We start from the raw sequence: 13,447 nt of genomic DNA, 5'->3' as shown, positions 1-13,447 counted from the left end.
AGGGGAACGGGGAGAGGCCGGGGTCAGCGGGCGCGCTGGTAGAACGGCAGCGCGACCACCCGGACCGGCTCGGCCTTGCCGCGGACGTCCACCGCGACGGTGCCGCCCGGCTCGGCGTGCGCGGCGTCCACGTACGCGATGGCGATCGGCTTGCCCAGGGTCGGGGACGGCGCGCCGGAGGTGATCCGGCCGATCACGGCGCCCTCGGCGTCCACCACCGCGTACTCGGCGCGCGGGACGCGCCGGCCCTCGGAGACCAGGCCGACCAGCTTGCGCGGCGGGTTGGACCCGGCCGCGGCGGCGGCCTCCTCCAGCGCCTTGCGGCCGACGAACTGCCCGTCGTTGGTGGTCTTGTCGAAGCGCACCACCCGGCCCAGGCCGGCGTCGAACGGGGTCAGCCCGGTGGACAGCTCGTGCCCGTACAGCGGCATGCCGGCCTCCAGGCGCAGCGTGTCGCGGCAGGACAGGCCGCACGGGACCAGGCCCTCGGCGGTGCCCGCCTCGGTCAGCGCGGTCCACAGGTGCGCGGCGTCGGCCGGGGCGCAGAACACCTCGAAGCCGTCCTCGCCGGTGTAGCCGGTGCGGGCCAGCCAGACCTGGCGGCCGGCCACGGTGGCGGGCAGCAGGGCGTAGTACTTCAGGCCGGGCAGGTCGGCGTCGGTCAGCTTGGCCAGGATGCCGTTCGCCTCCGGACCCTGGACGGCGAGCAGCGCGTAGGCGTCCCGGTCGTCGCGGACGACGGCGTCGAAGCCGGCCGCGCGCTCGGTCAGCGCGTCCAGCACCACCTGGGCGTTGGAGGCGTTGGCCACCACCAGGTACTCGTGCTCGGCGGTGCGGTAGACGATCAGGTCGTCCAGGATGCCGCCGTCCTCGCGGCAGATCATGGTGTAGCGGGCGCGCAGCACGCCGAGCGCGGAGATGAAGCCGACCAGGGCGTGGTCGAGCAGCTCGCCGGCCTGCGGGCCGGAGACGGTGATCTCGCCCATGTGCGAGAGGTCGAACAGGCCCGCCTTCGTGCGGACCGCGAGGTGCTCCTCGCGCTCGCTGCCGTAGCGCAGCGGCATGTCCCAGCCCGCGAAGTCGGTCATGGTGGCGCCGAGCGAGCGGTGCAGCGCGTCGAGCGCGGTCAGGCGGAGGGACACGACAGGACTCCCGGGATCTGGAAACGGGCAGGCTGGGGCGAATCTCCCCCATCTGTCGTCGAACCTGAGAGCTTCGCCGCCTCCTGAACAGGATGGCGGCTTGCACCGTGGGTGGGCGCACGGCGCGGCCGTGTCCACTTTCCAGATCTGCCTCGCCCGGGCGGTAGGGGTGCCTGAGAGATTCCGGGGAGGACTTGCTCCTTCGGCGCCGGTCGCGGCCTGTTGCCAGGCCGTTCCGGCTCTCCCGCGCGGGTTCGAGCGGCCGGTGTGAAGTTGTGGGCGGGCCCATCATGGCATGCCGGGGGCGGGTCGCGGGAGAGGGGGCCGCACCGGGCCGGAGCGGGCCGCCGCGGACGGGGCCGCACCGGGCCGCGGCGGACGGGGCCGCACCGGGCCGCCGCACCGGGGCCGCGCGCCGCTAACCTGATCGCAACCGCGGATGTGGAGGGCGAGATGGGGTTCCCGCTGGACGGGGTGCTGGAGGGCGGGCCCTGGCCGGCCAACGAGCTGGAGCAGGTGCTGACGGCCGCGCTCGGCGACCCCGGGGCGACGCCCCGGGTGATCGAGGTGCTGGCCCGCAGCCAGATGTGGATCCCGCTGCCGTCCGGCACCTCCCCGGACGCCGAGGCGCTGGACCTGCCGACGCTGGAGCTGGCCGGGGCGCCGTACGTCCCGGTGTACTCCTCGCAGGAGCAGTACCTCCAGCACTGCCCGGGCATCCCGTTCGCGATCGCCCCGATGTGGGAGTTCGCCCGCGGGCTGCCGCTGGGCATCGGCATCGCGGTCAACCCGGAGGCGCCGGTGGGCATCCCGGTGCCGCCGGAGGGCGTCGGCGAGCTGCGGCGCGGGCCGCGCGGCGAGCAGTGGGAGGCGCAGGGGGTGACCGAGGGTGCCCGGGTGGCGCTCAAGGAGCCCGAGCCGCACCAGGAGCCGTTCGCCTTCCTGGCCGCCGCGACCGGCGAACTCGTCGCGCTGCCCGGCGTCCTGACGGCGCGTCGGGCGCTGGCCCGGGTGGAGGGCGAGCCGACCCTGCTGTACGTCGGCGTGCAGCTGGACCCGGCGGCCCCCGCCGACCCGGCCGAGGTGAACACCGCGCTGGGCCGGGCGCTCGGAACCGCCCCGCCCGGCTGGGGCGTCCACCTGGTGCTGCTCGACCTGGTCGCCGATCCGGTGGTGGACTGGATGCTGGGGCGGGTACAGCCCTTCTACGTGCGGCCGTGACGGCGGCCCCGGTCCGCCGCGCGGGGCACGGCGGCATGACGGCTGTCGGGTGCGCCCCATAGGGTTGCCCGGAACACCGGAGCACGGCGGAACGGACGAAGAGAGTAGGCGGCGACGTGACGGGAGCAGCCGGCGACCCGGGGGCGGTCGAACGCGCCCTCGCAGCAGTCGCGCCGGAGCGCTGGGAGGCGTACGAGGGGCTGCTGCGGGCCCTGGCCGGCGGGCAGGTCTGGATGCTGCTCTGGCACGGCAGCCCCGGCAGTCCGGACGCCCAGTACGGGAACATGGACGTCGGCGGCCACGGCTACGCGCCCTGCGTGACCTCCCCCGGGCAGCTCGCGGCCAGCGGCTGGACGCGCGCCCACGAGGTGGTCTCCGGGCTGGAGATCGCCGCCGCGCTGTACCGCTCGCGCTGGGGCCTGTGGCTCGACCCGCACCGCCCCGGCGGCGGCGTCGGCGTGCCCTGGGCCGACCTGCGGCGGATCGCGCTCGGCCTGGACCGGCTGCCGGCCGGGCCGCTGCGGATCTCCGAACCCCCGGTGCAGGGCTCGCCGTTCTTCACCGTGCTGGAGCGGCAGGCGGGCGAGGTGCGGCCGCTGCGCTCGCTGCGCCGGGCCTGGGTGCAGCCGGTGCTGGGCGAGGGCTACCTGGCGATCGGGCTGGACCTGTACGACACCTCGCCGCCGTCCGTGGAGGCGGCCCGGGCGCTGGTGCAGCGGGCGGCCGCGCAGGCGCCGGAGGGGCCCGGGGTGTCCACCGTGATGATGGCCGACGAGTTCGACCCGGTGGCGATGTGGATGTGGGCCAACTCCCGCCCGTTCTTCGACCGGCAGGGCGCCCCGCAGGCCGGGCCGACCGGCTTCGGTTACGCAGCGCAACCGCCGGCCGGGCCGGCCCAGGGCTGGCCGCAGGCTCCCTGGCCGGGCCATCCGGGCCGTTGAACCTACCCTGACGCCCCGTCGGAAAACCCTCGCCTCGACCTTTTGCCCGGTCGGCGGGGGTTTTTTACCGCCCCATGATCTACGCGCGCCACCCCGCGTGCCACCTGGCGTTTTCCCGCCACTGGCGGGGTGTCGTCAGTGTGCCCCTTGACGGACGCGTAACAGCTGTGTGAAGAGCGATATGCGTCGACAACGGAATTGCATGCCAACAGATCACAGTTAGGCATCCTTCGGCATGGGGGTCTTCCGCCGGGCACTTCCCATGACAGAGAGTGCTGCGCAATGCGGAGCGCGATCCGAGCCTCACGAGGGCGAACGCGTCCCGCCAGCGCATGAACCGCACGAGGCACCTCTCCGTGCGGCGGCACCGTGCACACCGAGAGCGCCCCACCGAGGAGCGCTCCAGTCCGGGAGGCCCCGTTCGAAGGGCGGCCCGAAGCAATCCGGCACCACCCGCAACGCCCTTCTCGCTCAACGCACTTCTGCACCGCCGCATCGGTGCCCGGCACCACCGAACCGCTCTGCACTTCCGCACCGCACGAGACTCCGTGGGCCGGCCACCGTCGGCGAGGGGAACGAACTGACTCATGACCACACCCACCGAGGCCCCCGGGCCGGCGGCCGACACGCGGCCTGACGGCGCGTCAACTGGCGACCCGGCCAAGAAGATCGAGGGGCGCTCGCCCGGCCGCATCGCCTGGAGCCGCCTCAAGCGCGACCGGATCGCCCTCGCCGGCGGCGCCGTCGTGGTCCTGCTGATCCTGGCGGCCGTCCTCGCCCCGGTGCTCACCGCGCTGTTCGGGCACCCGGTCGACGAACCGCACCCGGACCAGATCGATCCGGACCTGCAGCTCCCCAAGGGCGCGTTCGGCGGCATCAGCGGCGACTTCCTGCTGGGCGTCGACACCCCGTTCGGCCGCGACCTGTTCTCCCGCGTCCTGTACGGCGCGCAGATCTCGCTGCTGGTGGCGCTCGGCGCGGCCGTGCTGTCGGTCTGCATCGGCGTGGTCATGGGCGTCATGGCCGGCTACTTCGGCGGCTGGGTCGACTCCCTGATCAGCCGGATCATGGACATCCTGCTGGCCTTCCCGCAGCTGCTGTTCAGCATCGCGCTGGTGTCGGTGATGCCCACCTCGGCCTTCGGCATCCCGGACAAGTGGCTGCGCGTGGTCATCCTGGCGGTGGTGATCGGCTTCTTCGGCTGGCCCTACATCGGGCGCATCGTCCGCGGCCAGGCCATGTCCCTGCGCGAACGCGAGTTCGTGGACGCCGCCCGCAGCCTCGGCGCCGGCCGCACGCACATCCTGTTCCGGGAACTGCTGCCCAACCTGGTGGCGCCGATCCTGGTCTACGCGACCCTGATCATCCCCACCAACATCCTCAACGAGGCGGCGCTCAGCTTCCTCGGGGCCGGCGTCCGCCCGCCCACCCCGTCCTGGGGGCAGATGCTCTCGGACGCGGTCAAGGTCTACCAGGCGGATCCCATGTACATGGTGATCCCCGGCCTCGCCATCTTCATCACCGTCCTCGCCTTCAACCTGTTCGGCGACGGCCTGCGCGACGCGCTCGACCCCAAGGGCAACTGAGCCCGCAACTCTGGAGGTTCCCCAACCCATGAAGCGAAACAGGACCCTCGCGGCCGCCGCCCTGGTGGCCGCCCTGGCCCTCACCACCGCGGCCTGCGGCGGCAGCAAGGGCGGCTCGGGCGGCGACAACGCGAGCAAGGGCGGTTCGGCGGGGTTCAACGCGGCGGCCGAGAAGGTGGTGAACCCGTCCGACAAGAAGGGCGGCACCCTCAACCTGTGGACCACCACCGACGTGGACTCGCTCGACCCCGGTCGCGCGTACTACGCCTCGGTGTGGAACTACGAGCGCTTCTACACCCGCACCCTGCTGGCCTTCGACGGCAAGCCGGGCAAGGACGGCCTGAACCTCGTCCCCGACCTGGCCACCGCCAAGCCGGAGATCTCCGCCGACGGCAAGACCTACACCTTCAAGCTGAAGTCCGGCCTGAAGTTCGAGGACGGCTCGGTCATCACCTCGAAGGACGTCAAGTACGGCATCGAGCGCATCTTCGCGCAGGACGTCGTCTCCGGCGGCCCGACCTACCTGATCAACGAGCTGGACCAGGGCCAGGACTACAAGGGCCCCTACACCGACGCCGACCCGAACAAGCTCGGCCTCAAGACGGTGGAGACCCCGGACGACACCACCATCGTCTTCCACCTGGCCAAGCCGAACTCGGACTTCCCGTACCTGCTGGCCATGGGCTCCGCCGCCCCGGTCCCGCAGAAGCTGGACACCGGCTCCAAGTACGGCGACAAGCCGGTCTCCTCCGGCCCGTACAAGTTCAAGTCGGTCGAGCCGGGCAAGGGCTACGAGCTGGTCCGCAACGAGAACTGGGACGCCTCCACCGACCCGTTCCGCAAGGCGCTGCCGGACGTCGTCAAGCTGACCGTCACCACCAACGCCGACGACATGGACGCCCGCCTGCTGGCGAACACCGCCGACCTCGACTGGGCCCAGACCGGCCTGTCGCAGGCCGCCCAGGTCAAGGTGCTCCAGGACTCGGCCCTCAAGGCCAACACCGACGACCCGTACAACGGCTTCATCCGGTACGTCACGATGGCCCCGTCGGTCGCCCCGTTCGACAACATCCACTGCCGCAACGCGGTGCTGTACGCGGCCGACACCACCGCCCTGCAGACCGCCCGCGGCGGCTCGGTGGCCGGTTCGCTGTTCGGCTCGATGCTGCCCCCGAACATCCTCGGCTCCGACGACTACGACCCGTTCGGCCTGACCAAGGGCAAGCCGAACCTGGACAAGGCCAAGGAGGAGCTGGCGGCCTGCGGCCAGCCCAACGGCTTCAAGACCACCATCGCGGTGCGCGGCAATAAGCCGAAGGAGGTCAACTCCGCGGTGGCGCTGCAGACCGCCCTCAAGGCCGCCAACATCGACGTCACCGTCGACCAGTACGACGGCAAGCTGATCTCCTCGGTGATCGGCGCGCCCGACGTGGTCAAGTCCAAGGGCTACGGCCTGATCGTGATGGGCTGGGGCGCCGACTACCCGACCGGCTCCGGCTACCTGCAGCCGCTGGTCGACGGCCGCTTCATCGCCAGCAACGGCAACAACAACTACGCCGAGATCAACGACCCGGAGATCAACGGCTGGTTCGACCAGGCCGCGCAGGAGACCGACCCGGCCAAGGCCGCCGACCTGTACAAGAAGATCAACCACAAGGTGGTCGACGGCGCCTACTACCTGCCGATCGTGGCGGACAAGGCCCTGAACTGGCGCAACCCGCGCCTGACCAACGTCTACATCACCGACGCCTACGGCGAGGTCGACTTCCAGGCGCTCGGCGTCTCCGACGGCAAGTGACCTGACCCTTCCCCTCACAGTTCGAACCGCTAGCCCGAAGGGCAGGTGAAGGCCCTGCCCGGGCCGGCCGGGACTCCCCCCACCGGGGGACCCGGCCGGCCCGTGGCAGGGCCGACCGCAGTGCTCGTGTATCTCGTCAGGCGACTGATCAACGTCGCCCTCATGCTGCTGGTGGTCGCCGCGGTGACCTTCGGCATCTTCTTCATGGTGCCCAAGCTCACCGGGACCGACCCCGCGATGCTCTACGTGGGCAAGATCGCGGACAAGGTGGCCGTCGAGGGTATCCGCCACAAGATGGGCCTCGACAAGTCGATCGTCGAACAGTTCTGGCTCTTCCTCAAGGGCGTGTTCGTCGGCCGCGACTACAACGCCGGCACCGACATCACCCACTGCGCAGCCCCCTGCCTGGGCTACTCGTTCAAGACCGAACGGGAGGTCTGGCCGCTCCTGCTCAGCCGGGTCGGCGTCGACTTCTCGCTGGCCGTCGGCGCCTCCGTGATCTGGCTGGTCTTCGGCACCGCCACCGGCATCATCTCCGCGCTGCGCCGCGGCACCGCGCTGGACCGCATCACCATGACCGTCGCGCTGGCCGGCGTCTCGCTGCCGATGTACTTCACCGGCCTGGTCGCGCTGGCGGTGTTCGTCAACCAGCTCGGCTGGTTCCCGAACAACTACGTGGACTTCACGGACGACCCGGTGTCCTGGTTCCAGGGGCTGGTGCTGCCCTGGGTGACCCTGGCGTTCCTGTTCGCCGCCACCTACGCCCGGCTCAGCCGGGCCACCCTGCTGGACGTGCTCGGCGAGGACTACATCCGCACCGCGCGCGCCAAGGGCCTCCGGGAGCCGGTGGTCATCGGCAAGCACGCCATGCGCTCCACGATGACCCCGATCCTGACCATCTTCGGCATGGACCTCGGCGGCCTGCTCGGCGGTGCCGTCCTCACCGAGTACACCTTCAACCTGCGCGGGCTCGGCTACGAGGCGGTCACCTCGATCCAGTCCAGCGACCTCCCGGTGATCATGGGTGCGACCCTGTTCGCCGCGTTCTTCATCGTCATGGCCAACCTCGTGGTTGACCTGCTGTACGCCGTCGTCGATCCCCGGGTGAGGCTGACATGAGCGACACCGACAAGCCTTTCCTGTCCGTCCGCGACCTGAAGGTGCACTTCCCCACCGACGACGGACTGGTCAAGTCCGTCAACGGGCTCAGCTTCGACCTGGAGCGCGGCAGGACGCTCGGCATCGTCGGCGAGTCCGGCTCCGGGAAGTCCGTCACCTCGCTGTCGATCATGGGCCTGCACCGCACCGGCACCAAGCGCGGCGCCCCGCAGATCAGCGGCGAGATCTGGCTCGACGGCGAGGAGCTGATCGCGGCCGGCCCCGAGCGGGTGCGCAGGCTCCGCGGCCAGAAGATGGCGATGATCTTCCAGGACCCGCTGACCGCGATGCACCCCTACTTCACGGTCGGCGCCCAGATCGTCGAGGGCTACCGGGCCCACCACCCCGGCACCTCCAAGAAGCAGGCCCGCACCCGGGCGGTCGAGATGCTCGACCGGGTCGGCATCCCGCAGCCCGACAAGCGGGTCGACAACTACCCGCACGAGTTCTCCGGCGGCATGCGCCAGCGCGCCATGATCGCGATGGCGCTGGTCAACGACCCCTCGCTGCTGATCGCCGACGAGCCGACCACCGCCCTCGACGTCACCGTCCAGGCGCAGATCCTCGACCTGATCCGCGACCTGCAGAAGGAGTTCGGCTCGGCGGTCGTCATCATCACCCACGACCTGGGCGTGGTCGCCGAACTCGCCGACGACATCCTGGTCATGTACGGCGGCAAGCCCGTCGAGCGCGGCCCCGCCGCCGCCGTCTTCGAATCCCCCGAGCACCCCTACACCTGGGGCCTGCTCGGCTCGATGCCCCGCCTCGACCGGGAGCTCCAGGACCGGCTGATCCCGGTCAAGGGCACCCCGCCGAGCCTGATCAACGTGCCGTCCGGCTGCGCGTTCCACCCGCGCTGCCCGTACGCCGAGCTCACCGGCGGCCGCTCGTTCACCGAGGTGCCCGTGCTCGCCGAGGCCGCGCCCCGGCACCACGCCGCCTGCCACCTGCCGATCGCCGAACGCCACCGGATCTTCACCGAAGAGATCGCGCCCCGGCTGTGAGCACGTACCACCCATTTGGAGAGCAGCGATGACGGACAGTCAGACGGCGGTGCCGCAGCTCGCGAAGGTGCCCGCCCAGGCGCCCGGGCCCGACCGCGAACCCCTGCTGAGGGTCACCGGACTGACCCGGCACTTCCCGGTCACCAAGGGCCTGCTGAAGCGCCAGGTCGGCGCGGTGCGGGCGGTCGACGGCATCGACTTCGCGGTCAACGCGGGCGAGACGCTCGGCGTGGTCGGCGAGTCCGGCTGCGGCAAGTCCACCATGGGACGCCTGGTCACCCGGCTCGACGAACCCACCGGCGGGAAGATCGAGTTCGAGGGCGCCGACATCACCCACCTGGGCGTCGCGGCGATGCGGCCGTACCGGCGCGACATCCAGATGATCTTCCAGGACCCGTACTCCTCGCTGAACCCCCGGCACACCATCGGCACCATCGTCGGCGCGCCCTTCCACCTCCAGAAGGTCAAGACCGAACACGGCGTCAAGCGGGCCGTCCAGGACCTGCTGGAGCTCTGCGGCCTCAGCCCCGAGCACTACAACCGCTACCCGCACGAGTTCTCCGGCGGCCAGCGCCAGCGCATCGGCATCGCCCGCGCCCTGGCCCTGCGCCCGAAGATGATCGTGGCCGACGAGCCGGTCTCCGCGCTGGACGTCTCGATCCAGGCCCAGGTGGTCAACCTGCTGGACGACCTCCAGAAGGAGCTCGGCCTCACCTACCTGATCATCGCGCACGACCTCTCGGTGGTGCGGCACGTCTCCGACCGGGTCGCCGTGATGTACCTCGGCAAGGTGGTGGAGATCGCCGACCGGGACGCCCTGTACTCCCGGCCGATGCACCCCTACACCAACGCCCTGATGTCCGCGGTGCCGGTGCCCGACCCGCGCCGCAAGGAGCGCCGCGAGCGCATCCTGCTCACCGGCGACGTCCCCTCCCCGCTCAACCCGCCCTCCGGCTGCCGCTTCCGCACCCGCTGCTGGAAGGCCCAGGACGTCTGCGCGAGCGAGGAACCGCCGCTGGCCACGGTGGCGACCGGGCACCAGGTGGCCTGCCACTTCCCGGAGAACGCGGCCGAGTAGCGCCGCGCGACACCCTCCGGACCGCGGGGTCCGCCCGGGGAGAGCCGACGCTCCCCCCGGGCGGACCCCGCGGCCGTGCCCGGGCCCTGACAGTGGCGGGTGGCAGGGTGGGGGCCATGCTGGAGATCGCGGTCAGGGACCAGGACGACGTGGTACGGGTGCGGGTGTCGGAGGACGAACTCGCCGACCTGGTGGAGGACATGGCGCATTGGCCGGGCGCCTTCCTGGTCCTCCAGCGGGTGCCCGACCTGCCGGACACCTACGCCCAGACCTGCCCGGAGGACGAGACCCTGACGGTCGAGTACCGGGACGGCGCGCAGTCCCGGCACTACCGGACGCGGGTGGCCGAGCCGGAGCGGGTCGCCGAGCTGCTCATCGGCTGGGCCCGGCAGGACGCCGACTGGGCGGCGGGGGAGGAGTGGGAGCGGATCGACTTCGGGCCCGACCCGGAGCCCGCGCCGCTGGAGCTGTCCGGGCAGGACGAGGAGGCCCTGGTCGCCGAGGTGCGGCGGCTGCTGGTCGGCGGGTACGCGACGCTGGACCAGGCGGCCGAGGTGGCGGAGGAGTTCCTGGTGGACCGGGAGCACCGACCGGTGAGCAAGGCCCAGGCCAGGCAACTGGCCGACCGGATGTGGCTGGAGCGGGTCGCCGAGCAGCGCGCCTGGACGGGCGAGACCGACCCGGAGCGGCTGACCCGGGCGTTCGCGGCCCTGGAGGCGGCCGGGATCACCGCCCGGGAGGACTTCACCTGCTGCCGCAACTGCGGCAACGCCGAGATCGGCGCCGAGAACCCGCAGGCCCGGGGCTTCGTCTACTTCCACTCCCAGGGCACCGCGGCGGTGGCCGACGGCGGCGACCTGACGCTGTACTACGGCGGCTTCGACGACTCCGCGGAGACCACTGCCGCCGTCGGCCGGGAGGTCGTCGCGGCGGTCCGGGCGGTCGGCCTGCGGACCGACTGGGACGGCGACCCGGGGCGGGCGATCCGGGCGACCGGCCTGGACTGGCGGCGCCGGCTGGTCGGCTAGGCCCCGTCCGGCGTCGCGCGCCCGGCAAGACCGGCCGGACAGGGCCTGGCCCCCCGCAGGGCAGGCTGTCCTTCGTCCGGCGCAGCACCCGGCCGGAGCTGTTGCCGGGGGCGGGGGCGGTGCCTTGACTGGAGCGGAACGTCCCGGCTCCCGTGCGAGGGTAGGTCACCATGCTGTCGGCCCGCAGTCTGTTCCAGGAGATCCACGACGACGACCAGGCGTTCCGGCTGTTCTGCTCGATCGCCGCGAAGGGCGAGGACCAGGGCGGCTGGGAGAACGGCCGGATCGCCCGGCTGGTGCCCGACCCGGAGCTGGCCCCCAAGGTGGCCCGGCACGGCGCGGACGAGGACAAGCACGGGCGGATCTTCAAGGCGCTGATGCACAAGCGCGGCCTGACCGAGCGGGACGTCCCGGACGACACCGACTACACGATGATCCTGGAGCGGCAGGGCATCGGCCTGGCGCACGCCCGGCTGCGCCGGGACGAGCCGCTGACCGAGCAGGACGTCATCACGTACCTGGCGCACAGCCGGGTGACCGAGCAGCGCGCCGCCGAGCAGATGCTGATGCTGAAGCGGATCTTCGGCGACCACCCGGAGCTGGGCCGGGCGGTGCGGATGATCTCCAACGACGAGGACAACCACCTGGCGTTCTGCCACGAGGAGCTGCTGCGGCTGGCGTACCACGGGCACGGGCGGGCGATCCTGGACACCCTGCAGTCCACCGCCCGGGCGGAGATCCGCACCTACCGGGACGTCAGCCTGGCCGTGATGGCGCACCTGGGGGAGCTGCTGCGCTGGCCGCGGGCGAAGTCGGCGGCGCTGGCGGCCGGCATCCACGCGGTGTACGGGTACGAACGGGCGGGCGGCTGGCGGCGGATGACCACGCTGCGGATGCCGGCCCGGCTGAACGCGCTGGGCGGGCCCGCGCCGCACGAGCAGTTCGCCTGACCGCCCGGGGGCCGGCCGCGGGGGGACGGCGTGCAGACTGACCAGGTGACGTCCGAGATCTTCCCGCACACCGTCCAGCAGGTCCTCGACCTGGTGGGCATCTTCGTGTTCGCGCTGTCCGGCGGCCTGATGGCCGTCCGCAAGAACATGGACATCTTCGGCATCTGCGTGCTGGCCGAGGCGACCGCGCTGGGCGGCGGCGTCCTGCGGGACCTGGTGATCGGGGCGCTGCCGGTGGCCGCGTTCACCAGCTTCGGGTACTTCCCGACCCCGCTGGTGGCCGGGGTGGTGGTGTTCTTCCTGCACCCCGAGGTGGAGCGGATCAACCGGGCGGTGATGGTGCTGGACGCCGCGGGCCTGGGCCTGTTCTGCGTCACCGGCACCATCAAGGCGCACGCCTACGGGCTCGGCGCGGTCGCCTCGGTGGCCTGCGGCATGCTGACCGCCGCGGGCGGCGGCGTGATCCGCGACCTGCTGGCGATGGAGCCGCCCTCGCTGCTGCGCTGGGACCGCGAGATCTACGCCGTCCCGGCGCTGGTCGGCTCCGCCGTGGTGGCGGTGCTGATCGGGATCGGGCGGCTGACCCCGCTGAACGCCTCGCTGGCCGCGGTGGTCGCGTTCACCATGCGGATGCTGGCGCTCAGGTACGGCTGGCGCGCACCGCGTGCTTGGCACCGCAACGGTTCTCGCACCAGCGAGGAGTAGGCGAGCCGCCGTACGCCAGCGAGATCGCCTCCACCGTGCACAGCAGCTCCGGCAGCAGCTTGCTCAGCTCGGTCACCGAGGCGATCCGGACCGGCGCGGAGATCGAGCAGGCGGCGATGGCGGTGCCCTCGGTGCCGGCGATCGGGGCGGCGATGCAGTTCACCGACTCCTGGTACTCGGCCTGGTCCACCGCCCAGCCGCGGCGGCGCACCTCGGACAGCTCGGCCCGGAACTCCTCCGGGCCGCGGATCGACTGCGGGGTGCGGGCCGGGAAGTCCACCTCGGCCAGGAACGCGGTCAGCTTCTCGGCCGGCAGGTCGGCCAGCAGCACCTTGCCCGCCGCGGTGGCCACCGCGGGCGCCCGCCGGCCGATCCGGCTGGCCTCGCCGAGCCAGCTGCGGCCGTGGTCCGGGTACCTGGCCTCGACCTTGTCGAGGTACAGCACCTCGTCCTCCTCCAGCACCGACAGGTGCACGGTGTGCCCGTAGCGCTCGTTGAGCACCGCCAGGTACGGGGCGGCGACCTGCCGGATGTCGATGCCCTCCAGCGCCTGGTGGGCGAGCGCGAACAGCCGGCCGCCGAGGCGGTAGCGCTGGTCGGACTGCCGGTGCACGAAACCGTGCTCCTGCAGGGTGCGCAGCAGCCGCAGCGCGGTGGACTTGTGCACGCCGATCTTCGCGGCGGCCTGCTCCAGCGACGCCGGGCCCTCACCGAGCGACGCCAGGATGGTCAGCGCGCGGTCGACCGTCTGGGACAACGGCCTCTCCCCTCTCACAGCATCGTGGCCGGAAGGGTAACGGCGCGTTGCAGAGGGTGCAATGGCCAAATCGTGACTC

General features: G+C 72.0%; 12 protein-coding genes and 1 riboswitch. Of the genes, 10 read left to right on the top strand and 2 right to left on the bottom strand.

Annotated features, from left to right (window positions below):
• Positions 1-23: 23 nt before the first annotated feature.
• Positions 24-1,142 carry a glycine cleavage system aminomethyltransferase GcvT gene (gcvT, locus tag ACIP60_RS08830; protein WP_400681689.1) on the bottom strand — a complete coding sequence of 373 codons (1,119 nt, stop codon included), beginning with the start codon at positions 1,140-1,142 and terminating at the stop codon, positions 24-26.
• A 151-nt stretch (positions 1,143-1,293) separates the two neighbouring features.
• A riboswitch (glycine riboswitch) is annotated at positions 1,294-1,399 on the bottom strand.
• A 196-nt stretch (positions 1,400-1,595) separates the two neighbouring features.
• Between gcvT and ACIP60_RS08825 the strand changes: the two genes are divergently transcribed.
• The 10 genes from ACIP60_RS08825 to ACIP60_RS08780 all read left to right on the top strand — a co-directional run bounded on the left by ACIP60_RS08825 (position 1,596) and on the right by ACIP60_RS08780 (position 12,611).
• Complete coding sequence (locus ACIP60_RS08825) at positions 1,596-2,363, top strand: enhanced serine sensitivity protein SseB (protein WP_400681686.1); 768 nt, start codon at positions 1,596-1,598, stop codon at positions 2,361-2,363.
• Positions 2,364-2,479: 116 nt separating this feature from the next.
• Positions 2,480-3,304: an enhanced serine sensitivity protein SseB C-terminal domain-containing protein gene (locus ACIP60_RS08820; protein ID WP_400681685.1), complete on the top strand. Its 825-nt coding sequence runs from the start codon at positions 2,480-2,482 to the stop codon at positions 3,302-3,304.
• Positions 3,305-3,891: 587 nt separating this feature from the next.
• The gene (locus ACIP60_RS08815) at positions 3,892-4,890 is read left to right on the top strand and encodes an ABC transporter permease (RefSeq protein WP_400681683.1); all 999 of its coding nucleotides are present in this window, start codon (positions 3,892-3,894) and stop codon (positions 4,888-4,890) included.
• 28 nt (positions 4,891-4,918) lie between these two features.
• Entirely contained in the window at positions 4,919-6,688 is a 1,770-nt protein-coding gene (locus tag ACIP60_RS08810; RefSeq protein ID WP_400681682.1) for an ABC transporter substrate-binding protein, read from the top strand.
• A 120-nt stretch (positions 6,689-6,808) separates the two neighbouring features.
• Positions 6,809-7,807 (top strand): ABC transporter permease, encoded by a 999-nt coding sequence (locus tag ACIP60_RS08805; protein WP_400681680.1) that lies wholly within the window; start codon positions 6,809-6,811, stop codon positions 7,805-7,807.
• Positions 7,804-8,850, top strand: a complete 1,047-nt coding sequence (locus ACIP60_RS08800) for an ABC transporter ATP-binding protein (protein WP_400681678.1) — start codon at positions 7,804-7,806, stop codon at positions 8,848-8,850. The genes ACIP60_RS08805 and ACIP60_RS08800 overlap by 4 nt, the downstream gene beginning before the upstream one ends.
• A 28-nt stretch (positions 8,851-8,878) precedes the next feature.
• Positions 8,879-9,928 carry an ABC transporter ATP-binding protein gene (locus ACIP60_RS08795; protein WP_400681675.1) on the top strand — a complete coding sequence of 350 codons (1,050 nt, stop codon included), beginning with the start codon at positions 8,879-8,881 and terminating at the stop codon, positions 9,926-9,928.
• A gap of 116 nt (positions 9,929-10,044) precedes the next feature.
• Entirely contained in the window at positions 10,045-10,956 is a 912-nt protein-coding gene (locus ACIP60_RS08790) for a DUF6891 domain-containing protein (RefSeq protein ID WP_400681672.1), read from the top strand.
• A 170-nt stretch (positions 10,957-11,126) separates the two neighbouring features.
• On the top strand, positions 11,127-11,906 hold the full coding sequence (locus tag ACIP60_RS08785) for a ferritin-like domain-containing protein (protein WP_400681670.1): 780 nt from the start codon (positions 11,127-11,129) through the stop codon (positions 11,904-11,906).
• Between the two features lie 45 nt (positions 11,907-11,951).
• Complete coding sequence (locus ACIP60_RS08780; RefSeq protein WP_100836273.1) at positions 11,952-12,611, top strand: trimeric intracellular cation channel family protein; 660 nt, start codon at positions 11,952-11,954, stop codon at positions 12,609-12,611.
• Here ACIP60_RS08780 and ACIP60_RS08775 read toward each other — a convergent pair.
• Positions 12,547-13,368: an IclR family transcriptional regulator gene (locus tag ACIP60_RS08775; RefSeq protein WP_400681668.1), complete on the bottom strand. Its 822-nt coding sequence runs from the start codon at positions 13,366-13,368 to the stop codon at positions 12,547-12,549. The genes ACIP60_RS08780 and ACIP60_RS08775 overlap by 65 nt on opposite strands.
• Positions 13,369-13,447: the final 79 nt, after the last annotated feature.

The sequence above is a fragment of the Kitasatospora sp. NPDC088783 genome (genome assembly GCF_044750705.1).
In the GTDB taxonomy this organism is placed as follows: Bacteria; Actinomycetota; Actinomycetes; order Streptomycetales; family Streptomycetaceae; genus Kitasatospora; species Kitasatospora fiedleri.
The sequence above is the reverse complement of the archived record's forward strand: the minus strand, read 5'-3'. Positions and strand labels throughout refer to the sequence as shown.

What these genes read in the sequence shown, in the direction of transcription:
- ACIP60_RS08815 (WP_400681683.1), top strand. Translation starts at nt 3,892, where the DNA reads ATGACCACACCCACCGAGGCCCCCGGGCCGGCGGCCGACACGCGGCCT.
- ACIP60_RS08800 (WP_400681678.1), top strand. Translation starts at nt 7,804, where the DNA reads ATGAGCGACACCGACAAGCCTTTCCTGTCCGTCCGCGACCTGAAGGTG.
- ACIP60_RS08790 (WP_400681672.1), top strand. Translation starts at nt 10,045, where the DNA reads ATGCTGGAGATCGCGGTCAGGGACCAGGACGACGTGGTACGGGTGCGG.
- ACIP60_RS08785 (WP_400681670.1), top strand. Translation starts at nt 11,127, where the DNA reads ATGCTGTCGGCCCGCAGTCTGTTCCAGGAGATCCACGACGACGACCAG.
- ACIP60_RS08795 (WP_400681675.1), top strand. Translation starts at nt 8,879, where the DNA reads ATGACGGACAGTCAGACGGCGGTGCCGCAGCTCGCGAAGGTGCCCGCC.
- ACIP60_RS08825 (WP_400681686.1), top strand. Translation starts at nt 1,596, where the DNA reads ATGGGGTTCCCGCTGGACGGGGTGCTGGAGGGCGGGCCCTGGCCGGCC.
- ACIP60_RS08810 (WP_400681682.1), top strand. Translation starts at nt 4,919, where the DNA reads ATGAAGCGAAACAGGACCCTCGCGGCCGCCGCCCTGGTGGCCGCCCTG.